The sequence below is a fragment of the Rhizobium etli CFN 42 genome (genome assembly GCF_000092045.1).
Classification (GTDB): Bacteria; Pseudomonadota; Alphaproteobacteria; order Rhizobiales; family Rhizobiaceae; genus Rhizobium; species Rhizobium etli.
On sequence record NC_007761.1, the window covers coordinates 4,028,655 to 4,050,584 of the forward strand.

Consider the following 21,930-nt stretch of genomic DNA (forward strand, 5'->3'; position numbering starts at 1 on the left):
TGCCTCGCAGATGTCCACATGGTTTCGCTGCCGCAAGAAATCTGGGCATTGAAACGAATCCTTCTCAGTCGTAAATTTTAATGGTTAATGCTTCGCAAAGATTGCCATCAAACGGGCGTCTTTCCGGCAAAATTTACCGGCTGTTAACGGTGTTGGTTAACAAGTCACGCGGTGAAACCAAGAACAGACTGAGCTGCCCGTTGATCCACTTCGAGAATGTCGGTTTGCGCTATGGCATGGGCCCGGAAATCCTCCGGGACCTGACCTTCGACATTCCGAAAAAGTCCTTTCAGTTCCTGACGGGCCCGTCGGGTGCCGGCAAGACGTCGCTTCTGCGGATGCTCTTCATGTCGTTGCAGCCGACGCGCGGCCTGATCCGCATGTTCGGCCGCGATATTTCCGAAATTCCCCGGCCGGAACTGCCGCTGCTGCGCCGCCGCGTCGGCATCGTCTTCCAGGATTTTCGCCTGCTCGACCATCTCACGACCTATGAGAATGTCGCTTTGCCCTTGCGGGTGCGCGGCAAGGAGGAAAGCTCCTACAAGACCGACGTTCTGGAACTCTTGAAATGGGTCGGGCTCGGCGAACGCATCAACGTGCTGCCGCCGGTCCTCTCCGGCGGGGAGAAGCAGCGCGCCGCCATCGCCCGGGCGCTGATGGACCGGCCGGAAGTCCTGCTGGCTGACGAACCGACGGGCAATGTCGACCCGCCGATGGCCAGGCGCCTGCTCAATCTTTTCCTCGAACTCAATCGGCTTGGTACAGCGGTCGTCATCGCCACCCATGACCTGACGCTGATGGAACAGGTGGAAGCCCGCCGTATGATCCTCTCGGAGGGGCATCTCGATATCTATGACTGAGCCCCCGTCCAGGAACCGAGAGAAGGCGCCGGCCCAGCCTGCAGCCCAGCAGAAGCGCCCGGAAATGCGCGTGCGCCCGACCGCGCCGATTCTGCCGCCCTCCAATATCCAGGGCAATGCCCTGATGGTGGTCATATCGATCATGGCCTTTCTCGCCTGCCTGACGCTCGGCGGCGTCAGCATGGTGCGTTCGACGGCGGCAAGCTGGGAGAGCCAGATCTCCCGCGAGATCACCATCCAGATCAAGCCGGACGACAATTTCGACATGGAAAAGGCGCTGACGCAGGCGCGCGACCTCGCGCTGACTTTCGTCGGCACCAAAAGCGGCCAGATCGTCGATGAGGCAGCCACCGCCCGGTTGCTCGAACCCTGGCTCGGGCCCGGTCTCGATCTCAAGGATCTGCCGGTTCCCCGTCTCGTCGTCATCACCATCGACGAAAACAATCCGCCGGATTTCGATGCGATGCGAGGCCTCCTGAAGGACAGCATCCCGCAGGCGAGCCTTGACGATCACCGCACCTGGGTCGACCGGCTGGTCTCCATGGCGCACACGACGGTGCTGATCGGCACCGGCGTTCTGCTTCTGGTTTTTTCGGCAATGGTGCTCACTGTCGTCTTCGCCACGCGCGGCGCGCTGTCGGGCAACCGCCACATTGTCGAAGTGCTGCATTTTGTCGGAGCGGAGAGCTCCTTCGTCGCCACCGAATTTCAGAAGCATTTCCTGAAGATCAGCCTCAAGGGCTCGGCGATCGGCAGCGCGCTTGCCGCTCTTTTCTTCGCCACCGCCGGCTTCTGGCAGAGCCGCACGCTGGCAACGCCAGAAACGGATCAGGCGACGGCGCTGTTCGGCACCTTCTCCGTTGGCGTTCTCGGCTATGCGGGCATCTTCGCGACGATGATCGTCATCGCGCTCTTGACGACCGTCACGGCGCGGCTGACCGTCATGCGGACGATCTATGAAATCGATACATTGCGTTCGGACCCGACACGCACAGACGGCATCGCAAGTTGATGCCATGCCGTTTTATCGTGAAAGCGTCTGTTCCGCGCCGCAATCAGCGTATAATCACGATTCATGACGATGGGCGATACGACACGCAACCCGATTCGGCAGGACCCGGAGCTTGATCATCCGGTCGGCTTGCCGCCGCGGCGCGGTCCGATCCGCCGCCTGCTCCGCTGGGGCGGCTTTGGCTGCGTTCTGGCGATCGCCCTGGTGTTCGGCGGCTTCCTGCGGTTTGCCGATTCCGTGACAACGCTCAAGCCGCCGGTCGAGCCGAAGGCGGACGCGATCGTCGTGCTGACAGGCGGCTACCAGCGCATCGACCAGGCCGTGGAGCTGCTGCAGAAGGGAGCGGGCAAACGACTGCTGATCTCCGGCGTCCATCCGACGACGACGCCGGCGCAGATTCGCAAGATGACGCAAGGCTCGGCCGATCTTTTCTCCTGCTGCGTCGATATCGGCCATGATGCAATAGACACGATCGGCAACGCAGAGGAAACCTCCAACTGGATCCACGCCAAGGGATACAGAAGCGTTCTCGTCGTCACCAACAATTATCATATGCCGCGCAGCCTCGCAGAACTCTCCTATGTCGATCCGGACATCGAATTCATCCCCTACCCGGTGGTCAATTCGGATTTGAAGACCCGCAACTGGTTTACCGATCCCAACGCAATGCGCGTCATGCTCGCCGAATATGCAAAAGTTCTGTTAACAGGCGCCCGCAACATCACCGGTTTCGGCCGTCACACCGGACTGCGCTCGGCAAGCGTATCCGCCTCAGACTGAACTTTTGCTTGAGCATTGATGCTGAAATGTGTGAGCGGCTTTCGGACGACATCATGCTCTAACTCTTTAATTCAGAACAGGATTCAGATTCTAGGTTCGGCCTAAAATCTGAATCCTGTTCTGGGGCGGCATCAAACGCTTTTTATGACGGTCAATATCGTGTAGGCCGGTCGCATGAGCATGCCTCGGGATAATTTCATGATCGCCCTGCGTTCCGTCCTCTTCAACACGATCTTCTACACCAATCTCATCATTCGGATGATCGTGCTCTCGCCCTATTATTTCGTGGTGCCGCGGCTTACGGCCTATGCAATTCCAAAGAATTGGGCGCGCTCCAATCATTGGCTGATGCGCATGATCGTCGGCACGACCTTCGAGATCGAGGGGTTGCAGAACTTGCCTGAGGGCAGTTTTATCCTGGCGCCGAAGCACCAGTCCTTCTGGGACACCTATGCACTGCTGCCCAACCTCAAGGACCCGGTCTATATCCTGAAGCGCGAGCTGATGTGGATTCCGCTCTTTGGCTGGTATGCGAAGAAGCAGCGCATGATCCCGGTCGACCGCGGCGCCCGCGGCAAGGTGATGGTAGAAGTGCTGAAACGCACCAGGGAAGAGCTTTCGACCGGCCGCCAGCTGATCATCTATCCTGAGGGCACCCGCCGCCCTCCGGGTGCGGAGCCGGTTTATAAATACGGCATCGCCCGCATGTACCGCGATCTTGGCATTCCGGTCGTGCCGGTTGCGATGCATCCCGGCCTCTTCTGGCCGCGACGGAGCATCCGCCGCTATCCCGGCCATTTCAAGGTCAGGATTCTGCCGCCGATCATGCCGGGAATGGATCCGGATGCCTTCTTCGCTCATCTGATCGAGGTCACGGAGCGGGCGAGCGACGAGCTCCTCATCGATACCGTCGAGCGCAATCCGCATCTGCCTTTGCCGCCAACGGCGGTCGCTCGGCTGACCGAGCTGCGCAAAGTGAAGGCGGCGACGGCCTGATCAGCCGGCCCGCAGCCGCTCTACCTCGTTGCCGACCTGCTCCAGCCAGGGGTCGCGAATGCCCATCTGTCTCAGGTGCGCAAGCGTGTTAAAGACATAGGCGTCGTTCGGGCCTGACTGCCCCCTGGCCTCGTTCACTACCCGCGCGGCCGCAAGCGCATCGAGCGTGCCGGCATATTGCTCGTGGTCGCGATCAGCGATGTAGGTAACCGCTTCCGTTCGGCGACCGCCGGCAAACTGCAGCCGAACCCGGCGCTCCAGATAGACATTGGTGACAAGTTCGCGGGCGCGGAGATAATCGATCACCTCGTCCCATTTGTGCGCCGAAATACGGAACGCCATGCCGCGGCAAGCTCCACCCCTGTCAAGGCCGAGAACCAGGCCGGGATTGTCGCGCGTGCCGCGATGGACGAAGGATCGGACGCACAGCGAACGCCTATAACCATGCACCAGAGCTTCTACCCGCTCCAGGAACTCGAAGCCCGGATTCCACATCAGTGAGCCGTAGCCAAACACCCAAAATTCGTCCATATCGCACGCCAGACCGGAATCACATTTGCGATTCACCATTGGAGAACATCATGGCAGCGTCAAGCCGATCCGGCAGCAGCCAAACCCCCAACAGCAAGAAATTCTGGTTGCTGGGCGGAGGCATCCTCCTGGTGATCGCGCTTTATACCGGTGGCTGGTTCTATGCCGCATCGGCTTTGAAAACGACGGTGCTGAAAGCAATCACGCCGCGCGATCAGGCAGGCGTCACCGGCGAATGCTCCGATATCGAATTCCGCGGCTATCCCTTCCGCATTGGTCTGTTCTGCTCCAAGATCGATGTCGACGACAATGTCAACGGCGTCTCCGCCACCTTCGGCGCATTGCGCTCCGCCGCACAGGTCTATGCGCCGAGCCATATCGTCTGGGAGCTCGATTCACCGGCCGAAATCCGCACCACAAACGGCCTTTCGGTCTCGGCCCAATGGGCGAATCTGCAGGCGAGCCTGACGACCAGGCTGCAGGGCATCGATCACAGCTCGACCGTCATCGAGGGCCTGAAGGCGACGGCGATCTCCTCCTATACCGGCCAGACCATCAGCTTCGACGCGGCTCGCACCGAAATTCACCTGCGCCAGAACGGCGCCGATCTCGACGGCGCCATCTCGGTGCAGGATGCGGAGACCGCGATCAAGGACTGGCCGCAGCTCCTCCCGAAACTCTCTGCCAGCGTCGATCTCACGATCGTCGGCAAGGCCGGCCTGATCGACGGCAGCGACCCGAACGGCCTCAATGGCTCTGCCGGCGAACTCCGTCGCATCGTTGCCGACATCGGCGACGGCAAGGTGATGACGCTCACCGGCCCCTTTTCCTTCGACGAGCAGGGCTTTCTCTCCGGGAAATTCAAGTTGGAGATCGAACGGCTCGGCCCCTGGGGCGACAGCCTGAAACAGGCTTTCCCGGATCTTGCCTCGACCGTCAACATGGCGACGAAGATGCTGAAGGCGCTGGCCGGCGGCAGAGACAAGGTCTCGGTCGATCTCGTCGTCGACCGTGGCAATGCCACCGTCAGCGGCTTCATTCCGCTCGGCCAGATCCCGCCGATCTGACTGCCCCCTCAGCCGATGTGCTTGATGAAGAAAACCTCGGGCACCGACTGCAGACCGGGCAGCTCGATGGCGCCGATTTCAGCAAATCCGTTGCGGCGATGCCAGTCCTGCGGCCGGCTCTCGTCGCATTCGCTCGACGTCATCAGCATGCGGGCGCCCTCTGCCCGCATGGCCTCTTCCCAGGCAAGAAACAGCGCCGTGCCGACACCCGACCGGCGATGGGCAGGCTGGATACGAATCATTTCCATATAGGGAACCCTGCCCCAGAACCGGGAAAAACGCAGGAAGCCAACGATCTCCCCGGCCTGCCTGGCAAGGAGATATTCGCCGAGCGCCACACATCGTGACACCCATGCCTTGCCTGCACTGGCATCCTGGCGCACCAGCCAGTCGATATCCGCCTGGCTCGCGCTCGCCACCTCCACCATCTCGGCTACTTCTTGTCCAGCGGGTGGGGGCGGCCGAAATCCGGTGCATCGACGTCCTGGCCGGCCTGGACGATCGAACGGCGGATGGCGCGCGTGCGGGTGAAGAGTTCGAAAATCTTGTCGCCTTCGCCCCAGCGGATCGCGCGCTGCAGATAGGCGAGATCTTCCGAGAAGCGCGCCAGCATTTCGAGGATCGCATCGCGATTGTGCAGGCAGACATCGCGCCACATCGTCGGGTCGGAAGCGGCAAGACGGGTGAAATCGCGAAAACCGGAGGCCGAATATTTGATGACCTCGGACTCCGTCACCGTCTCCAGATCGTCGGCCGTGCCGACGATGTTGTAGGCGATGATATGCGGCAAGTGCGAGACAATCGCGAGCACCTTGTCATGGTGTTCTGCATCCATCTCGTCGACCTTGGATCCGAGCGCTTCCCAGAAGCCGCGCAACCGTTTCAGCGCCGTCTCGTCGGTGCCGGCAACCGGCGTGAAGATGCACCAGCGGCCTTCGAAGAGGCCGGGGAAACCGGCATCCGGGCCTGATTTTTCCGTGCCGGCCAGCGGATGGCCGGGGATGAAATGCACACTGTCGGGCATATGCGGCTGCATCTGCGCGATGACAGACGCTTTGGTAGAGCCGACATCGGTGACGATGGCCCCCGGCTTCAGGCTGCCGGCAATTTCCTTCGCTACGCTTTCCGAAGCGCCGACCGGCACCGAGACGATCACCAGATCGGCATCTCGGACGGCCTCTTGCGAAGACGTCGTATAGCGGTCGCCGAGGCCAAGCTCTTCGGCGCGCTTCAGCGTATCGGCACTGCGCGTTGCGACGACGATCTCTTTGGTAAGCCCCAGCCGCCGGATGTCGTGAGCAAGCGAGGAGCCGATCAGGCCAATGCCGATCAGCGCGATGCGATCGAACAGCACGCTCATGCCTGGCGTCCCATGAATTCACGCAGCGTGGCGATGACGCCGCGATTGGCCTCTTCAGGACCGATGCTCATCCGCAGCGCATTGGAAAAGCCGTAGCTGCGCACGGCGCGAAGAATGTAACCGCGGCTCGTCAGAAGCTCGTCGGCATCGGCCGCGCGTTTTCCATCGATGTCCGGGAAGTGGATGAGGACGAAATTGGCGACGGAGGGCGTCACTTTCAGCCCGATCGCTTCGAGGGCCTCCGTGAGCGTCTCCACCCACATCTGGTTGAAAGAGACGGCCTGCTGGACGAAGGCCTGGTCGCGGATAGCCGCGGCACCGGCGGCGATCGCGGCCGCATTCAGGTTGAACGGAGCGCGGACACGGTTCACGGCGTCGACGATCTCCGCGGGCGCATACATCCAGCCCACACGCATCGCCGCAAGACCGTAGGCCTTCGAAAAGGTGCGGGTCATTACCACGTTGGAACTGGACGATACGACCTCGATGCCGGCTTCATAATCGTTGCGACGCACATATTCGGCATAGGCCGCATCGAGCACAAGGAGGACGTGTTTCGGCAGGCCCGCCTGTAGGCGGCGAATCTCGCTGACAGGAACGTATGTACCGGTGGGGTTGCCGGGATTGGCGATGAAGACGATCTTCGTCCTTTCCGTCACCGCTGCCAGGATGGCGTCGACGTCGACGGTATAGTCCTTCTCCTTGACGACGACGGGCGTGGCGCCCGAGCCCATGATCTGGATCTTGTAGACGAGGAAGCCATGCTCGGTGATGATGCCTTCGTCGCCGGCGCCGAGATAGACATGGCACAGCAGGCCGAGCAGTTCGTCGGAACCGTTGCCGCAGAGGATGTTTGCCGGATTGAGGCCATGCACCGCGGCGATCGCCTCGCGCAGTTCGATCGCCTGCCCGTCGGGATAACGTCCCAGATTGTCGGCAGCTGCCTTGACTGCCTCGATCGCCTTCGGGCTGGCGCCGAGCGGCGTTTCGTTGGAGGAAAGCTTGTAGACGCGGGCGACCCCCGGCGCGTGTTCCTTGCCCGGCACATAGGATGCGATATCGAGAATACCGGGACGCGGAACGGGCTTGCTCATCTCAACGCTCATGGGTTGACCTTGGATTTTCCGGAAAATGACCAAGTGGCATTAAAGCGGAATGTGATTGTTGTCGAGAGGTATGGGCGTGACACAAGCAGCCGGAGAGCTCAGGCCTACTCTTCAGCTACTGCGTGTGGTTGGTACGCCGTGCGGCGCGAGAACGGGCACGAAGACGCGGCGGGAGGCGCGCGCGGCGACCGGCAACCCCTGATAGAGCCGCTTCTGCGCCTCGACGATGATGACACCGGAAAAAGCCGGCCATAAGGTGCGGCCGACTCGCTCGAAGGCGCGGCGAAGGCGCAGGATGGTCCTCAGTTTCGAGGGCGGAAAGAACAACGCTTCGGCGGTCGCACCCGGCGTGAAATTGGTCTCGCGCAGCAAATGCGTCAGCTGACCGCGGGAATAGGGCCGGCCCGAACCGAAGGGCGTGTGTTCCATGCGAGCCCAGACCCCGCGCCGGTTCGGCACCACGATAACAAGCCGTCCGCCCGGCGCCAGCACCCGCCAGAGCTCCTTCAGCGTCTCGCGCGGGCTTTCGGCGAACTCGAGCGAATGCACCATCAGCACCCGATCGATCGAGGAGTCCGGCAGCGGCAGTTCTTCATCGAAAATCAGCGTCGTCGACGACAGCGAGCCCATCGGCCAGTTCACTGCGCCCTGTCCGGCTGGCATGAAGGCGAAGGTGCGTTCGGTATCGGCCTGGAAGCGATCAAGGAAAGGCACGGCATAACCGAGTCCGACGAGACGCTCCTGCGGCAGGCGCACCCAGAGCGACGAGAGCGCCATGGCGATCGACTGCTCGGCAAGACGCCCGAGGTCGGAGTGATAGAACTGACGTAGGTCGACGATATCCGCGTGCATTGCGATAAATGTTATCAGCGGGCGGTTGGACTTCAAGGCCGGACTCTCTACATTCCCGCGAGAGTCGTGGGACAAGGGATTGTTTGAAGATGAAACCTTTGGAATTAGACGTTTTTCTCTGCCGCACCGACAATTTCGGCGTGCTCGTGCACGATCCGGAGACGGGATTTACCGCGGCGATCGATGCGCCGGAGGAGGCGCCGATCCTGGAAGCGGCAACACGGCGCGGCTGGAAGATCACCCACATCTTCACTACGCATCACCACACCGATCACGTCGCTGCAAATCTGGCGCTGAAGGAGCAGTTCGGCTGCGAGATCATCGGCCCGATCAACGAGGCCATCGCCATTCCTGGTCTCGACCGGACGATGGCAGATGGCGATAGCTTCCTTTTCGGCGATCACACGGTCAAGGTCATTGAGACTCCCGGTCACACCGCCGGTCACATCTGCTATCACTTCGTCGACGACAAGCTGCTCTTTGCCGCCGACACCCTGTTTGCCCTCGGCTGCGGCCGCCTGTTCGAACGCCCCGCCGCCGACATGTGGCATTCCCTGCAGAAGCTCGCCGTGCTGCCGGACGAGACCGCCGTCTATTTCGGACACGAATATACTTTGTCTAACGCCCGCTTCGCACTGACGGTCGATCCCGACAATGAGCGCCTGAAAAGCCGCGCCGCCGAGATCGAAGCTCTGCGCGCCGAAGGCAAATTCACCGTCCCGACGACGCTCGGGCTGGAAAAGGAAACGAACCCGTTTCTGCGCGCCGCCGATCCGGCGATCCGTCGCCATCTGATCATGGAAGGCAAGACGAATGAGGAGGTCTTTGCCGAGATCCGCAAGCGCAAGGACAATTTCTGATGTCGCCTGATGAGATCATTCGCGAACTCGGCATGCAGCCGCATCCCGAAGGCGGCTGGTACGTGCAGACATTCCGCGACAAGGCGGGTGGAGAGCGCGGCCATTCGACGGCGATCTACTATCTGCTGACGAAAGGACAGCGTTCGCACTGGCATCGCGTTCATGACGCGGTCGAGGTCTGGCATTATTATGCCGGTGCGCCGCTGGCGCTGCACCGCTCGCAGGACGGGATGGCAAGCGAGACGCTGATGCTCGGAACAAACCTTGCCGCTGGCGAGCGGCCGCAGGCAATCGTTCCTGTCAATTGGTGGCAATCGGCCGAACCGCTCGGCGATTTCACCCTTGTCGGCTGCACTGTCTCGCCCGGCTTTGAATTTTCGAGCTTCGAGATGGCGCCGACGGATTGGAATCCCGGCGGCTAGATGTTTAGACTTACTCTGCCACCGCGGGCTGTGCCTGGCTTTTGCGGCGAAACATATCCTGAGCAGCCAGTACCGCCCCGCCGGTGACGAGCAGGCAGGCGAGAGCGATGCGCCAGCTCGGCTCGGCAAAACCGAACAGCGTCAGGAACAGCGTCGACAGCAGCGGCGCCGCGTAGCTTGCCGCACCGAGGATCTGAATGTCGCCATTCTTGACGCCATAGTCCCAGGCGTAGAAGGCGGCCCCCACAGGCAGGAGCCCGAGCCCGACGACGGCGATCCATTCGAACATCGTTGCCGGCCACACGGTCGCCTCCAGGCCGAGATGGCAGAAGAGCGACAAGATCGAAGTGACTAGGCAAAAGCCGGCAACGACATCGGTGGAAACGGCTTCAAAACGCCTGGTCAGCAGCGAATAGCCCGACCATGTGAAGGCGCAGAGAAAGGCCGCCCCATAACCGACCGCGTAGGCGCCGTCGAAATTGATGCCGTTGCGGCCGACGATCAGAAAGGTGCCGCAAAGCCCGGCCAGGGCGCCCGCAACGTGATACCAGCGCAACCGTTCGCCCGGCAGCAGCGCCGAGCCGACCACGATCAGCAACGGCCAGAGATAGGCTATCAGCCCCGCCTCCACCGCCGGCGCGTTCCTGAGCGCCGTGAAATAGAGGAAATGATAACCGAACAAGCCTGCAATACCCGTTATCCAGACCTTTGCCGGCTGTTTCAGCAACGCCAGCCGCGCGGGTTTGAGGACAAGCACGCCGAGGCCAGGAATGCTGCCGATCGCAAAGCAGACGGCTGAAAGCTGGAACGGCGGCATCTTGCCGGAGCCAGCCGTCAACAGCGCCAGGAAAGACCACATCAGAATGGCCGTAAAACCGATGGCCGTCGCGCGAAGCTTCACCTGTCCCCCTTTACGGAGGCGAAAGCTCCGTCAACCGACGCTGCCATATTTGATGGCAGTGATCGTCACCATTCCATACTCGGTTGGAATGCGCACATAAACGGGAGCATATACATTTGCCGCGTCAGACTTGGCAAACCAGATTTCCATGCGGTCGCTCTTGCTGAGATAGTCGATGTCCTTGCGACCCTTCTTGTAGCCTGAGCGCGGCACGAAGCGAACGCCGCAGACGAGCGCCTTGCCTTTGAAGCCGTCGGTCTTGAAATCCTCGTCACCCTTCGGCGAGAGCACTAGATCCATGCGCGTCTCACCGTCGAAGATCGGCAGCGTCTGCGCGCAGATCTTGGTATCCCCGGTGAAGACCAGGCCGGAGATCGGATCAAGCACCGAACGCATGTCGCCAGGCGTGACGTCGATCCAGTTCTTCGGCCGTTTCGGCGGCGGCGTCGTCGTCGCCGAGATGATGTTGCCATTGCGGTAGCTGACTTCGTAGACACGGGCCTTCTTGCCGCTCTTGTAATAGAGCGAATACTTCAGCGCCTGCAGCCGATCATTGCGGACGACGCCGGTGACGCTGGTCTTTGCCGAGATCGTCTTGACGAGATCGGCAAGGCCGGCGGATTTGATATCGCCCGCAATCTTGTAAGAGTGATCGTCCTCGATCTGCGTCAGAAATGCCGCGCGCGCGATCGGCAGGCCGGCAAGCGTCACCCGATAGATGGTCTGATGCTGGATTTCGGCCGCCGATGCCGGTATGGCAAGAAGTGCGGCGATGGCCGAAATGAAAACGCGTCTGCCCGAATGAGCCATGAGTGAAGCCTTGTCTTGCCGCGCGCCGGCAGCCCTGCCGAACGGTCTATACTCCTGCCTTGAAGCGAAGAAAACAGCAGCTTTTTGACGGAATTGCGGGAAAGGTCAAGGTTTGGCTTGACGCGCTCAGCCTCTCTGACTATAGAACCGCAACTTTCCAATCATGCCTGTTGGATTGCGAGCCCGGTTTTGCCGGGGACGGCAATTCGATGGGCCGAGAAAAACAAGAATAGGTGTTCAATGTCCCGCGTGTGCGAATTGACCGGCAAGGCCGTCCTGACTGGTAACAATGTCAGCCATGCCAACAACAAGACCAAGCGCCGGTTCCTGCCGAACCTGTGCCAGGTAACCCTGATTTCCGACGCTCTCAACCAGCGTTATCGTCTTCGCGTTTCGGCTGCGGCTCTTCGCTCCGTCGAACATCGTGGCGGCCTCGATGCCTTCCTGATCAAGGCAAGCGAAAACGAACTGTCGATGCGCGCGCGCCTGCTGCGCCGTCAGATTGTCAAGAAGACCGCCGAAGCCGCTGCTGCGTAAGCTTCTGCCCTCTTTCATACGGCTTCAAAAGGCTTGAACGGATAACACCGGACAAGCCTTTTGCTTTGCCGGTTCAGCACTCCAACTGGTGGCATCACCCAGGATAAAAAAATGCTGAAGACCCGCTATACGCTCGCCTATGTCGCACTGATGACGCTTGTCGTCGTCGCCTCCAACTTCCTCGTCCAGTTTCCGCTGAACGCCGAAGTCGCGGGCATCAACTTGGCCGATATCCTGACCTGGGGCGCCTTCTCCTATCCAATCGCGTTCCTGATCACCGATCTGACCAACCGCCAGTTTGGCCCGCAGGCAGCCCGCAAGGTCGTTTTTGCCGGCTTCGTCGTCGGCGTGACGCTGTCCTTCTTTACATCGGTGCCGCGCATCGCCACCGCCTCCGGCTCGGCCTATCTCGCCGGTCAATTGCTTGATATTGCTGTTTTCAACCGCCTTCGCCGCCAGGCATGGTGGCGCGCGCCGCTCTTGGGCTCGCTGATCGGCTCAGCGCTTGATACGGTGATGTTCTTTTCGCTTTCCTTCGCCGCGTTTTTCGTCTTCCTCGGCCCGAACGAGCCCTTTGCGTTGGAAGCGGCTCCCATCCTAGGCGTTTTCGCTGCCGAGGCGCCCCGCTGGATTTCCTGGGCGATCGGCGATTTCGCCGTCAAGATGATCGTCGGCCTTGTTATGCTGCTGCCCTATGGCGCGCTCATGAACGTGCTGCGGCCAATGCAGCCTGCCCGCGCCAGCTGAACACGCCGGAGAAGTTCACCGGCGCCGGCGGACCGCGCCAGCGGCGATGGCGGGGTGCAGCAGAACCTCCGTGAGCAGATTGTCGATGTCTCGCGACGAATCGAGCCGCAGCACCGGCACGGTCTGCGTTTCCAGCCATTCCTCATGCGCCGCGAGGCTGCGGCGCTCGGGGCCGGCGGTATCGTAGCTTGCTGCCCATTCCAGGAATTCTCCGCTTTTCACTTCCATGTCGCCGCCAGGCCCGATCCGGTGTCCGTATCGAGTCGCCTCGCGCGCACGGATTCGCGCCATGCGAAGCTCCGGCTCAATCCTGACGAACACAATCAGATCGTAGAGCCGCTCGAGCGGTCTTCCCCATTTCAGCGCCGATCCTGAAAGAATCCAGCCGCCGGGCCGCCGCGTCTCCTCGAGCAGCAGCCTTATGCGCTCGTCGGCATCCCGCGGTGTCGTGAACGGCGGATCAGTCGGCAGCCAAAAGAAATCATCGGTGTCGAGATGGGCGATATCCAGCTTTTCGGCAAGCGCGCGACCGAGCGACGTGGTGCCGGAACCGGACGCACCCATCACATGAATATGCACCATGATTTTCCTCCGAAAACCGCCGCTTCTGCGATACCACCAGCGGGATAACCGAGGCATGTGATGTTAATCTGACGATCCGAGCAATTGCGGCTCTTCGGCGAGCCGGAATTCCAGCATCAGATTACGCTGCAGAATGGAATGGTTGTCATCCGACACCAGAACGATATGGGTGGTGCCGTCGGCCGCCTGAAAAGCATCAAGACCTTCCATATTGTCGATCTGCGAACTGAAATTGCCTTCGAGCAGCAATTCGCCCTCGACCACGGCCCCGGGCCTGACATCGGCGCCCTTGATGCGGCGAAGGCGCATGCCGATGCCCTCGGCCATGTTGAAGCGGCGTTCGAGCAGCAGCAGGTCGCCGTTCGGCAGGAAGGTCCCGTCGGTGACGTCGAAACTCCCGTCCCGCGCCACCGCAAAACGCCCTTTCAGCGGCCCGCTGAGAATCGCCGCCACCCGGTTGCCCTCGCCGTCGAGGCCGCGCTCCGAGACCACAACCACACCGCCCTTGAGCGGGCTCGATGGGGGCGCAACAGCAATCGTCTCGATGCCGCGATTGTCCTTCAGCATCTTGCGCGGAATGAGGAGCGGAAGGGTGCCGATCGCCCGCGATTCGGCAAAGCCTGGATCGGGATAGATATCGACCCGATGATCTTGCTCGAAGGAGACCAGAATCCGGTCGCCGTCGAGCGCCAGGCCCTCGGCATCCATATATCCCTTGCCTTCCAAACTCAGGCCTGCACGGTTCTTCATCGGAATGATCTCGATATCCGAAAGGCCCGAGAGCTTGCCCTTGGCATCGCGCTCGATGCTGCCGGTCAGCCACTGGCCGGTATCGAGCACGACCACGAAATGCCTCTGGTCCGGCCGAAAACGGATGGAGGAAAGCGAGCCGAACAGCGCCTTGCCGGAAACCATCTCCAGCCCGCCGAGAAATTCCAGCGATCCGAATTTCGTCTCCGAAGAGCCGATCCTGAACTCTGATATTTGCCGGCTAATGACCGACGCCTCGCCGCCGGCCCATGAGGGACAAGCGCCTGTTGCGATGCAAAGAGCAATCGACGCCGCATGGCAGAGGCGCTTGCCTGTCATTCCGGACATTTCCCTGAAGCGGCGTCAGCCGGCACGGCGCAGCCGGCCGCCGCGCGGCTGGGCGGATTGATCTTCGAAAAGCGAGGCAAGCTGCTCGGTCATCGCGCCGGCAAGCTCGTCGGCATCGACGATCGTCACGGCCCGGCGGTAGTAGCGCGTCACGTCGTGCCCGATCCCGATCGCCAGCAGTTCCACTGGTGAACGCGTCTCGATCCGTTCGATGACGGCGCGCAGATGCCGCTCCAGATAATTGCCGGGATTGACCGACAGCGTCGAATCGTCCACCGGCGCCCCATCCGAGATCATCATCAGGATGCGGCGCTGTTCGCGGCGCGCAAGCAGGCGGTTATGCGCCCAGATCAGCGCCTCGCCGTCGATGTTTTCCTTCAGCAGGCCCTCGCGCATCATCAGCCCGAGATTGGCGCGCGCCCGCCGCCATGGCGCATCAGCTGATTTGTAGATGATGTGGCGCAGGTCGTTGAGCCGGCCCGGTGTCTGCGGCTTGCCGCCGGCAAGCCAGGTCTCACGCGCCTGCCCGCCTTTCCAGGCCTTTGTCGTAAAGCCGAGGATCTCGACCTTGACGCCGCAGCGCTCCAGCGTGCGGGCAAGAATGTCGGCGCAGGTGGCGGCAACCGTGATCGGTCGGCCGCGCATCGAGCCGGAATTGTCGATGAGGAGGGTGACGACCGTATCGCGGAACTGCGTGTCGCGCTCCATCTTGAAGGAGAGCGCCTGCATCGGATCGATGATGATGCGCTGCAGCCGGGCCGGATCGAGATAACCTTCCTCCAGGTCAAAATCCCAGGAGCGGTTCTGCTGCGCCATCAGACGGCGCTGCAGCCGGTTGGCAAGGCGGCCGACGGCGCCCTGCAGATGCGCCAGCTGCTTGTCGAGGAAGGCGCGCAGGCGCTCCAGCTCAGCGGCGTCGCAGAGCTCCTCGGCGGTGATGATCTCGTCGAACTCTTCGGTATAGACGTGATAATCGACCTTCTCGTTGAAATCGGCGAATGGCGTGTTCGGACGGCGGGTCTCGCCAGGCGTTTCCGAATCGTCCTCGCCCTCCTCCATCATGTCGTCGTCGGAGATTTCGGCGCCTTCGGTCTCGCCGTCTTCCATCTGCTCGTCGGAGACTTCGCTGTCCTCGACGGGCGCGGCATCGGTGCCGGCATCCTCGTCGACCTCGTCCTGATCCTGCTCGTCGCCGCTCGGCTGGTCTTCCTGCTCCGACTGATCGTCATTGTCGGCTTGGCTGTCGTCGTCGCCGTATTCCTCGGCCATCTCCATGGCCGACAGCATGTTGCGGATCACCTTGGCGAAGGCCTGCTGGTCATTGATCGCGCCCGACAGGTTGTCGAGCTCGGAGCCCGCCTTGTCCTCGATGAAGCCGCGCCAGAGGTCGAGCACCTTGCCGGCGGAGGCCGGCGGGCGCTGGCCGGTCAGCTTCTCACGCACCATCATCGCGACGGCTTCGCCGATCGGTGCGTCTTCCTGGCGCTCGATGCCGGTGAAATTCGCCTTGGAATATTTCTCCTCGGTCATCGAGCGCAGGTTCGACGCCATGCCCTCCATGCGCAGCGCGCCGATCGATTCGACGCGCGCCTGCTCGACCGCGTCGAAGATCACCCGGGCGTCCGAGCCCTGCGGCGCCATCGTCGCATGCACCTTCTCGTCATGGCAGGCCAGCCGCAGCGCCATGGAATCGCCGAGCCCGCGGGTGACCGCCAGCTCATGCGCCGTCGGCCGCTTGGAAAGCTCCGGCAGGCGGATGCGCTCGCCGGTCATCCCCGGCCGTTCATTGGCGAAGGTTACCTCGACATCGCCGTCGCCGGCGACCGAGCGCACGCAGCCGGATATCGCCCGGCGCAGCGGCTCGACATCGACAGGCGCACCGGGCTTTGCTTTCGAATTGTCACCGCGAGCTGCCATGATCGGTCGGTCTCAGGCTCCGAGAACGATGTTTGCGGCACTTTCCTTCAGCTCGACACCGAAGGCGCGCTGATAGTGCTCGGCCACCAGCGGGCGCTCCAGCTCGTCGCACTTGTTGAGGAAGGTGGTGCGGAAGGCAAAGGCGAGATCGCCGAAGATCTCCGCGTTTTCAGCCCAGGTGATGACCGTGCGCGGGCTCATGACGGTGGAGAGATCGCCGTTCATGAAGGCGGCACGCGTCAGGTCGGCAACCCGCACCATCTTCGACACGGTCTCACGGCCTTCTCTGTCCTTGCCGAAGCTCTTCACCTTGGCGGCGACGATATTCACTTCGTGATCATGCGGCAGGTAGTTCAGCGTCGTGACGATCGACCAGCGGTCCATCTGCGCCTGGTTGATCTGCTGCGTGCCGTGATAAAGGCCCGTGGTATCACCGAGGCCGATCGTATTGGCGGTCGCAAACAGGCGGAAAGCCGGGTGCGGCCGGATGACGCGGCTCTGATCGAGCAGCGTCAGGCGGCCGGAGGATTCGAGCACGCGCTGGATGACGAACATCACGTCGGGACGGCCGGCATCATATTCGTCGAAGACGAGGGCGACATTGTGCTGATAGGCCCAGGGCAGGATACCGTCCTTGAATTCGGTGACCTGCAGCCCGTCCTTGACGACGATTGCGTCCTTGCCGACGAGATCGATACGGCTGACATGGCTGTCGAGGTTGATGCGCACGCAAGGCCAGTTAAGCCGTGCCGCCACCTGTTCGATATGCGAAGACTTGCCGGTGCCGTGATAGCCGGAGATCATCACGCGTCGGTTATGGGCAAAGCCTGCGAGAATGGCTAGCGTCGTGTCGCGGTCGAACAGATAGTCGGGATCGAGGTCCGGCACATAGGCGTCGCCCTTGCTGTAGGCGGGAACGCGGATGTCCGAATCGATGCCGAAGGTCTCGCGAACCGAAACGGTGGTGTCGGGCAGTTCAGATATATCCAGATCGATCTTGCTCATCATGTCTCCAAGGCGGGTGATGCCACCCGGCCATACTGTCTCAGGCCATGTCGCAACCGTGACGCCGCGATTATCTCCGCGCCCGTCCAGGTCGGAACGTCGGCGATACTTCTCCGGGACTGAAACGAAACCTCGGCGGGATGATGACCGCTTGCGAGCATTCTTGAAAGAGTCCCGGACAAGAAACGCCGCGTCCGGAAGGTCGGCGGAGGCGATGGGTAAACACGCAAATAGGAGCCGCGTTTGCCTGCGGCCTCAGCCGATTTGGACCATACCCGATTGAAGCCTAAGAGCAAGGACGGGAATTAACAAAAACCATTCTGCTTCAACAATTGATAGGCCTGGATGACGGCGCGGAAACGCTCCTCCGAGCCGCGGTCACCGCCATTGGCATCCGGATGGTGCTTCTTGACCAGTTCCTTGTAGCGGCTCTTGATCTCCGCCGACGTCGCATTGGTATGCAGCCCCATCGTATCGAAGGCCTTGCTTTCCAACGATTTCAGTTTGCGCGCCTGAGGAAACCGCGGCCCGCTGCCCTTGCCGCCTTCCTTGACGAAGCCGAAGGGATCACGAACGCGGGTATAGGCGCCGGAGCGGACTTCCGAATGCAGCGGACTGTCCTTCGCCGATTTGTTGACGCCGACGGTCCATGTCGGCCGGTGGCCGGTGATCGCCTCTTTCTGGTATCGGGCGATCTCGCCGTCCGAAAGACCGGAGAAATAGTTGTAACCCTTGTTGTATTCCTTGACGTGCTCGAAACAGAACAAAAAGAACTGGCCTTCCGCATTGCGTCCGACGGGGGCGCGATGCGAACCTTTCTTGTCGCAGCCGTCCCACTGGCAGGTAGGCGGTGCCTGCTCGGCCTCCTGCTCGCGTTTGCGGCGTGTTCGGATGCGGTCGAAGTATTTGGAATCAAGTCTCATGGCGGCGCTGATTATGGGGCTGTCGGAAGGCGACAACAAGAATTGACAAATGGGAATGTTGCTGGCTTGGTGGGAACCCCTTTCGCGCAACAGCAAGACCGGATGATGACTCTCAGGACCCGCATCGAAGAGAAACTTGTCGAAGCCTTCGCCCCCGAACGCCTGAGCGTCATCGACGAAAGCCATCTGCATGCCGGCCACCAGCCCGATATCACAGGCACCGGCGAAACCCACATGCGGGTGAGGATCGTTTCGGCGAAATTCGCCGGCCTGTCGCGGCTGGCCCGCCACCGGGCGATCACCGAACTGCTGAAGCCGGAACTCGATGCCGGCCTGCACGCGCTGGCCGTCGAACCGGCGGCACCCGGCGAGGCGACACGCTGGTAGAACCGCAGCTCATATAGGAACCGGTTGCCTTCGCGCCAAGCCGATCAGGCCGGTTTTGTGCCGTCTTCCCCAGCCGGGCGGATGCGCAGCTTGGTGATGCGGTTCTTCTCCCGCTTCATGACGACGAAACGTTTGCCATAAAAGGTGAAGGCCTGGCGCTCTTCCGGAATGGTCATCGATTCATGGATGACGAGGCCGGCGATCGTCGTTGCCTCCTCGTCGGGCAGGTTCCAGTCGAGCGCACGGTTGAGGTCGCGGATCGGCACGCCGCCGTCGACGACGATGGAACCATCCGCCTCCTGGCGCACGCCTTGAATCTCGATGTCGTGCTCGTCGGAAATGTCGCCGACGATTTCCTCGAGAATATCCTCCAGCGTGACGATGCCCTGCACCTCGCCATATTCGTCGACGACGACGGCGAAATGCTGCTTGCGCCGCAGGAAGGCGTTGAGCTGGTCCTCGAGATTGGTGCTGTCCGGCACGAACCACGGCTTCTGCGCGATCTTCACGATGTCGAGATTCTGCGGCTCCATGTTCGGCTCGGCCAATGCCCGCAAGAGATCCTTGGCGTGGACGACGCCGATGATGTTGTCGATCGTGCCGCGCCACAGCGGCATGCGCGTATAGGGACTTTCGAGAATGGCGCGCACCACTGCCTCCGGCGGATCGTCGGCATTGATCGCCCGCATCTTGGTGCGGTGGACCATGATGTCGGAGAGTTCCAGCTGGCTGAGGTCGAGCACGCCGCCGAGGCGGTCGCGGTCGGCCTTCACCACCGATCCCTCGCGGTGCAGCAGATCGACGGCGCCGCGCAGCTCCTCATGCGCCGTCAGCATCGATACCTCCCGCGAAAGATTGATGCCGAACAGCGCCAGGATCTGCCGCACAACCGCATTGACGAAGGAGGACACCGGGCCGACGGTGGCGACGAAGAGTCTGGTGGGAAATGCGACCGCAAGCGCGAAGCGTTCCGGCGCCGAGATCGCCCAGCTCTTCGGCAGCACTTCCGCGAAGATGACGAGGATGATGGTCATGGCGAGCGTCGCCAGCGCTACACCCGAACTGCCGAACAGCCCGAGAAATAGGCTAGTGGCGATCGAGGAGGAGAGGATGTTGGCAAGATTGTTGCCGATCAGCAGCGTACCGATCAGGCGGTCCCGCCGTTCGATCAGCTGCCGGACGAGGCCGGCCCGTTCGTCACCATTGACCTCAAGCGTATGAATGCGGCTGCGCGAAACGGCGGTGAGAGCAGTCTCCGTGCCGGAAAAGAAGGCGGACATCAGCACGAGCGCCGTGATCGAAAGGATCTCCGGCCAATAGACCGCGAGAAATGTCAGAGCGCCTTCGATCGTCAAGGATGTTTTTCCCGGAGAAAACTGAGCACTTCGGATGCCGGAACATCATCGGCGACGAAGGACTGACCGATGCCGCGCGTCAGGATGAAGGTGAGCTTGCCGCTCTTGACCTTCTTGTCCTGTGCGATCGCCTCCATCAGCACCTCGGCCGGCGGCAGCTCGCCCGCAATCTCGGACATGCGGGTCGGCAGGCCGACCTCCCGCAGGTGCCGCTCGACGCGGCGCGCATCGTCGGGGCTTGCAAGGTTCATCCGGGCGGAGAATTCATGCGCCAGCACCATGCCGATCGAAACGCCCTCACCATGCACCAGGCGGCGGCTGTCATAGGCGGTCGCCGCCTCTAGCGCGTGGCCGAATGTATGACCGAGATTGAGCAGCGCCCGCTGGCCGTTCTCCCGCTCGTCGGCCACGACGACATCGGCTTTCGCTTGGCAGCTGGCGGCGATGGCCTCGATGCGGGCCGAGCCGCCCGTAAACACCGACCTCCAGTTCGCTTCCAGCCAGGTGAAGAAATCCGGTTTGTCGATCAGCCCATACTTTGCGACCTCGGCGTAACCTGCGCGGAATTCCCGCTCGCTCAGTGTATTCAGCACATCCGTATCGGCTAGAACCAGGTCCGGCTGATGGAAGACGCCGATCAGGTTCTTGCCGTGGCGGGGGGAATTGATGCCGGTCTTGCCGCCGACAGAGGAATCGACCTGCGACAATAGCGAAGTCGGCACTTGCACGAAGCGCACGCCGCGGCGGACGATCCCGGCCGCAAAGCCGGAGAGATCACCGATCACACCGCCGCCGAGCGCGATCACGCAGTCGTTGCGTTCGACGCGAGCTTCCAGCACTTTGTCACAGACAGTAATGAGATGTTCGAAGCTCTTCGTTTTTTCACCGGCCGGCAGCACGACCTCGGCCGAGACGATGCCCGCCGCATCGAGGCTGGCAACGAGGGCGTCGAGATAGAGTGGAGCGACATTTTCGTCGGTGATGATGGCCGCCTTGCGGCCTTTGAGACGCGAGGCGATCTCAGTGCCGGCTCGCGCAATCAGCCCCGGCCCGATCAGGATGTCGTAGGCGCGCTCGCCGAGCGGCACATGTACGGTCTGGACGGCGGAGGTGGAGCTTATCGCATTCATGACGCTGCACTTTCTTTCTGTTCGACCACGGCCTTCAGCACCTCGTCTGCCATGATTTCCTTGCGCACATCGCGCGAGATTACGGTGAGGTCTGCCTGCGCATAGATCGGATAACGCGCGTTCATCAGATTTTCGAGGGTCTGCTTCGGATTTTCGGTCTTGAGCAGTGGCCGCGTGTCACGCTTATTGACCCGCTCCCAGAGCACGTCGAGGTCCGCCTTCAGCCAGATCGACAGCCCGCCCTTCTTGATATGCCTGCGCGTACGGCCATTGATGAAGGCGCCGCCGCCGGTGGAGACGACGCGTGGTCCGCTCTTGAGGAGCCGTTTCATCACCCGCGTTTCCAGCGCCCGGAACTCTTCCTCGCCATAGGCTGCGAAAAGTTCGGCGATCGTCATACGCGACACCCGCTCGATTTCATGATCGCTATCGATGAAGGGAATGCCGAGTTGGCTGGCGACGATGCGCCCGACGGAGGATTTCCCGGCGCCCATCAGCCCGACCAGAACCAGATTACGCGAACCGAGCGCAGCGCGAGCTCTGTCTTTCAGGCTGTTAGCAACGGTCAGCAGTGGGTCACTCATCGGTCCATTCACACTTTGTTTGCAAACCGTATCGACAAATGCAGGTGGAGCGTCAAGTCGCGGACAAGGGAATCATGGCTTGAATAGCGCTTCTTGCACTTGCGAATA

The 21,930-nt window shown here is 61.5% G+C and carries 25 protein-coding genes; 10 read left to right on the plus strand and 15 right to left on the minus strand.

The window, feature by feature from the left end; genetic code table 11:
* The first annotated feature begins 200 nt into the window (after positions 1–200).
* From ftsE to RHE_RS19455, 4 genes are all read left to right on the plus strand, one after another.
* Positions 201–860, plus strand: coding sequence for a cell division ATP-binding protein FtsE (ftsE, locus tag RHE_RS19440; RefSeq protein ID WP_041678766.1), 660 nt, complete (start codon positions 201–203; stop codon positions 858–860).
* Positions 853–1,872, plus strand: coding sequence for a cell division protein FtsX (locus RHE_RS19445; RefSeq protein WP_041678767.1), 1,020 nt, complete (start codon positions 853–855; stop codon positions 1,870–1,872). The genes ftsE and RHE_RS19445 overlap by 8 nt, the downstream gene beginning before the upstream one ends.
* Positions 1,873–1,935: 63 nt before the next feature.
* Positions 1,936–2,652: a YdcF family protein gene (locus RHE_RS19450; protein WP_187331699.1), complete on the plus strand. Its 717-nt coding sequence runs from the start codon at positions 1,936–1,938 to the stop codon at positions 2,650–2,652.
* Between the two features lie 198 nt (positions 2,653–2,850).
* Positions 2,851–3,648: a lysophospholipid acyltransferase family protein gene (locus tag RHE_RS19455; protein ID WP_011427004.1), complete on the plus strand. Its 798-nt coding sequence runs from the start codon at positions 2,851–2,853 to the stop codon at positions 3,646–3,648.
* Here RHE_RS19455 and RHE_RS19460 read toward each other — a convergent pair whose 3' ends face one another.
* Positions 3,649–4,179: a gamma-glutamylcyclotransferase gene (locus RHE_RS19460; RefSeq protein WP_041678768.1), complete on the minus strand. Its 531-nt coding sequence runs from the start codon at positions 4,177–4,179 to the stop codon at positions 3,649–3,651.
* A gap of 50 nt (positions 4,180–4,229) precedes the next feature.
* On the opposite strand from RHE_RS19460, the gene RHE_RS19465 reads away from it, so the two are divergent.
* Positions 4,230–5,246: a DUF2125 domain-containing protein gene (locus RHE_RS19465; RefSeq protein ID WP_011427006.1), complete on the plus strand. Its 1,017-nt coding sequence runs from the start codon at positions 4,230–4,232 to the stop codon at positions 5,244–5,246.
* Positions 5,247–5,254: 8 nt separating this feature from the next.
* Here the strand turns inward: RHE_RS19465 and RHE_RS19470 are convergent, their stop codons facing one another.
* The 4 genes from RHE_RS19470 to RHE_RS19485 all read right to left on the minus strand — a co-directional run bounded on the left by RHE_RS19470 (position 5,255) and on the right by RHE_RS19485 (position 8,600).
* Complete coding sequence (locus RHE_RS19470; protein ID WP_011427007.1) at positions 5,255–5,674, minus strand: GNAT family N-acetyltransferase; 420 nt, start codon at positions 5,672–5,674, stop codon at positions 5,255–5,257.
* Positions 5,675–5,679: 5 nt separating this feature from the next.
* Positions 5,680–6,606, minus strand: coding sequence for a prephenate/arogenate dehydrogenase family protein (locus RHE_RS19475; protein WP_011427008.1), 927 nt, complete (start codon positions 6,604–6,606; stop codon positions 5,680–5,682).
* A complete protein-coding gene (gene hisC, locus RHE_RS19480) occupies positions 6,603–7,700 on the minus strand; it encodes a histidinol-phosphate transaminase (protein ID WP_011427009.1) in 1,098 nt (365 codons plus the stop codon). Before hisC ends, RHE_RS19475 begins: the two co-directional genes overlap by 4 nt.
* 123 nt (positions 7,701–7,823) lie before the next feature.
* Positions 7,824–8,600 (minus strand): class I SAM-dependent methyltransferase, encoded by a 777-nt coding sequence (locus RHE_RS19485; RefSeq protein ID WP_041678769.1) that lies wholly within the window; start codon positions 8,598–8,600, stop codon positions 7,824–7,826.
* Positions 8,601–8,653: 53 nt separating this feature from the next.
* Here RHE_RS19485 and gloB point away from each other — a divergent pair, with 53 nt between their 5' ends.
* Positions 8,654–9,424 carry a hydroxyacylglutathione hydrolase gene (gloB, locus tag RHE_RS19490; RefSeq protein WP_011427011.1) on the plus strand — a complete coding sequence of 257 codons (771 nt, stop codon included), beginning with the start codon at positions 8,654–8,656 and terminating at the stop codon, positions 9,422–9,424.
* Positions 9,424–9,846, plus strand: coding sequence for a cupin domain-containing protein (locus tag RHE_RS19495; RefSeq protein ID WP_011427012.1), 423 nt, complete (start codon positions 9,424–9,426; stop codon positions 9,844–9,846). Before gloB ends, RHE_RS19495 begins: the two co-directional genes overlap by 1 nt.
* Before the next feature lie 10 nt (positions 9,847–9,856).
* Here the strand turns inward: RHE_RS19495 and yddG are convergent, their stop codons facing one another.
* Both yddG and RHE_RS19505 read right to left on the minus strand, forming a co-directional pair.
* Positions 9,857–10,747, minus strand: a complete 891-nt coding sequence (yddG, locus tag RHE_RS19500) for an aromatic amino acid exporter YddG (RefSeq protein WP_042119055.1) — start codon at positions 10,745–10,747, stop codon at positions 9,857–9,859.
* A gap of 30 nt (positions 10,748–10,777) precedes the next feature.
* Complete coding sequence (locus RHE_RS19505; protein ID WP_011427014.1) at positions 10,778–11,557, minus strand: DUF3108 domain-containing protein; 780 nt, start codon at positions 11,555–11,557, stop codon at positions 10,778–10,780.
* 240 nt (positions 11,558–11,797) lie between these two features.
* Between RHE_RS19505 and rpmB the strand changes: the two genes are divergently transcribed.
* Positions 11,798–12,094, plus strand: coding sequence for a 50S ribosomal protein L28 (rpmB, locus tag RHE_RS19510; RefSeq protein WP_008527777.1), 297 nt, complete (start codon positions 11,798–11,800; stop codon positions 12,092–12,094).
* Positions 12,095–12,205: 111 nt separating this feature from the next.
* Positions 12,206–12,841 carry a VUT family protein gene (locus tag RHE_RS19515; protein ID WP_011427015.1) on the plus strand — a complete coding sequence of 212 codons (636 nt, stop codon included), beginning with the start codon at positions 12,206–12,208 and terminating at the stop codon, positions 12,839–12,841.
* Positions 12,842–12,856: 15 nt separating this feature from the next.
* Here the strand turns inward: RHE_RS19515 and RHE_RS19520 are convergent, their stop codons facing one another.
* The 5 genes from RHE_RS19520 to RHE_RS19540 form a co-directional block, all read right to left on the minus strand.
* Positions 12,857–13,423 carry an ATP-binding protein gene (locus tag RHE_RS19520; protein ID WP_011427016.1) on the minus strand — a complete coding sequence of 189 codons (567 nt, stop codon included), beginning with the start codon at positions 13,421–13,423 and terminating at the stop codon, positions 12,857–12,859.
* Positions 13,424–13,486: 63 nt separating this feature from the next.
* Positions 13,487–14,512 (minus strand): esterase-like activity of phytase family protein, encoded by a 1,026-nt coding sequence (locus RHE_RS19525; protein WP_011427017.1) that lies wholly within the window; start codon positions 14,510–14,512, stop codon positions 13,487–13,489.
* A gap of 24 nt (positions 14,513–14,536) precedes the next feature.
* Positions 14,537–16,438, minus strand: coding sequence for a cobaltochelatase subunit CobT (gene cobT, locus RHE_RS19530; RefSeq protein ID WP_011427018.1), 1,902 nt, complete (start codon positions 16,436–16,438; stop codon positions 14,537–14,539).
* Between the two features lie 12 nt (positions 16,439–16,450).
* Positions 16,451–17,443 carry a cobaltochelatase subunit CobS gene (gene cobS / locus RHE_RS19535; protein WP_004679595.1) on the minus strand — a complete coding sequence of 331 codons (993 nt, stop codon included), beginning with the start codon at positions 17,441–17,443 and terminating at the stop codon, positions 16,451–16,453.
* Positions 17,444–17,748: 305 nt separating this feature from the next.
* Positions 17,749–18,366, minus strand: a complete 618-nt coding sequence (locus RHE_RS19540) for a J domain-containing protein (RefSeq protein ID WP_042119057.1) — start codon at positions 18,364–18,366, stop codon at positions 17,749–17,751.
* Positions 18,367–18,468: 102 nt separating this feature from the next.
* Between RHE_RS19540 and RHE_RS19545 the strand changes: the two genes are divergently transcribed.
* Positions 18,469–18,753: a BolA family protein gene (locus RHE_RS19545; RefSeq protein WP_020922420.1), complete on the plus strand. Its 285-nt coding sequence runs from the start codon at positions 18,469–18,471 to the stop codon at positions 18,751–18,753.
* Between the two features lie 44 nt (positions 18,754–18,797).
* On the opposite strand, the gene RHE_RS19550 is transcribed toward RHE_RS19545, so the two are convergent.
* From RHE_RS19550 to RHE_RS19560, 3 genes are read right to left on the minus strand one after another with little or no spacing between them, the layout of a single operon-like run.
* Positions 18,798–20,108: an HlyC/CorC family transporter gene (locus tag RHE_RS19550; RefSeq protein WP_020922421.1), complete on the minus strand. Its 1,311-nt coding sequence runs from the start codon at positions 20,106–20,108 to the stop codon at positions 18,798–18,800.
* Positions 20,105–21,238 carry a 3-dehydroquinate synthase gene (gene aroB, locus RHE_RS19555; RefSeq protein WP_011427022.1) on the minus strand — a complete coding sequence of 378 codons (1,134 nt, stop codon included), beginning with the start codon at positions 21,236–21,238 and terminating at the stop codon, positions 20,105–20,107. Before aroB ends, RHE_RS19550 begins: the two co-directional genes overlap by 4 nt.
* Entirely contained in the window at positions 21,235–21,822 is a 588-nt protein-coding gene (locus RHE_RS19560) for a shikimate kinase (protein ID WP_011427023.1), read from the minus strand. The genes aroB and RHE_RS19560 overlap by 4 nt, the downstream gene beginning before the upstream one ends.
* Between the last annotated feature and the right edge of the window lie 108 nt (positions 21,823–21,930).

Excerpts from the sequence above, each read along its gene's own strand:
- RHE_RS19445 (WP_041678767.1), top strand. The coding sequence starts at position 853 with ATGACTGAGCCCCCGTCCAGGAACCGAGAGAAGGCGCCGGCCCAGCCT.
- RHE_RS19450 (WP_187331699.1), top strand. The coding sequence starts at position 1,936 with ATGACGATGGGCGATACGACACGCAACCCGATTCGGCAGGACCCGGAG.
- RHE_RS19455 (WP_011427004.1), top strand. The coding sequence starts at position 2,851 with ATGATCGCCCTGCGTTCCGTCCTCTTCAACACGATCTTCTACACCAAT.
- RHE_RS19460 (WP_041678768.1), bottom strand. The coding sequence starts at position 4,179 with ATGGACGAATTTTGGGTGTTTGGCTACGGCTCACTGATGTGGAATCCG.
- RHE_RS19465 (WP_011427006.1), top strand. The coding sequence starts at position 4,230 with ATGGCAGCGTCAAGCCGATCCGGCAGCAGCCAAACCCCCAACAGCAAG.
- RHE_RS19470 (WP_011427007.1), bottom strand. The coding sequence starts at position 5,674 with ATGGTGGAGGTGGCGAGCGCGAGCCAGGCGGATATCGACTGGCTGGTG.
- RHE_RS19475 (WP_011427008.1), bottom strand. The coding sequence starts at position 6,606 with ATGAGCGTGCTGTTCGATCGCATCGCGCTGATCGGCATTGGCCTGATC.
- hisC (WP_011427009.1), bottom strand. The coding sequence starts at position 7,700 with ATGAGCAAGCCCGTTCCGCGTCCCGGTATTCTCGATATCGCATCCTAT.
- gloB (WP_011427011.1), top strand. The coding sequence starts at position 8,654 with ATGAAACCTTTGGAATTAGACGTTTTTCTCTGCCGCACCGACAATTTC.
- RHE_RS19495 (WP_011427012.1), top strand. The coding sequence starts at position 9,424 with ATGTCGCCTGATGAGATCATTCGCGAACTCGGCATGCAGCCGCATCCC.
- RHE_RS19505 (WP_011427014.1), bottom strand. The coding sequence starts at position 11,557 with ATGGCTCATTCGGGCAGACGCGTTTTCATTTCGGCCATCGCCGCACTT.
- rpmB (WP_008527777.1), top strand. The coding sequence starts at position 11,798 with ATGTCCCGCGTGTGCGAATTGACCGGCAAGGCCGTCCTGACTGGTAAC.
- RHE_RS19515 (WP_011427015.1), top strand. The coding sequence starts at position 12,206 with ATGCTGAAGACCCGCTATACGCTCGCCTATGTCGCACTGATGACGCTT.
- RHE_RS19520 (WP_011427016.1), bottom strand. The coding sequence starts at position 13,423 with ATGGTGCATATTCATGTGATGGGTGCGTCCGGTTCCGGCACCACGTCG.
- RHE_RS19525 (WP_011427017.1), bottom strand. The coding sequence starts at position 14,512 with ATGACAGGCAAGCGCCTCTGCCATGCGGCGTCGATTGCTCTTTGCATC.
- cobT (WP_011427018.1), bottom strand. The coding sequence starts at position 16,438 with ATGGCAGCTCGCGGTGACAATTCGAAAGCAAAGCCCGGTGCGCCTGTC.
- cobS (WP_004679595.1), bottom strand. The coding sequence starts at position 17,443 with ATGAGCAAGATCGATCTGGATATATCTGAACTGCCCGACACCACCGTT.
- RHE_RS19540 (WP_042119057.1), bottom strand. The coding sequence starts at position 18,366 with ATGAGACTTGATTCCAAATACTTCGACCGCATCCGAACACGCCGCAAA.
- RHE_RS19545 (WP_020922420.1), top strand. The coding sequence starts at position 18,469 with ATGATGACTCTCAGGACCCGCATCGAAGAGAAACTTGTCGAAGCCTTC.
- aroB (WP_011427022.1), bottom strand. The coding sequence starts at position 21,238 with ATGAATGCGATAAGCTCCACCTCCGCCGTCCAGACCGTACATGTGCCG.
- RHE_RS19560 (WP_011427023.1), bottom strand. The coding sequence starts at position 21,822 with ATGAGTGACCCACTGCTGACCGTTGCTAACAGCCTGAAAGACAGAGCT.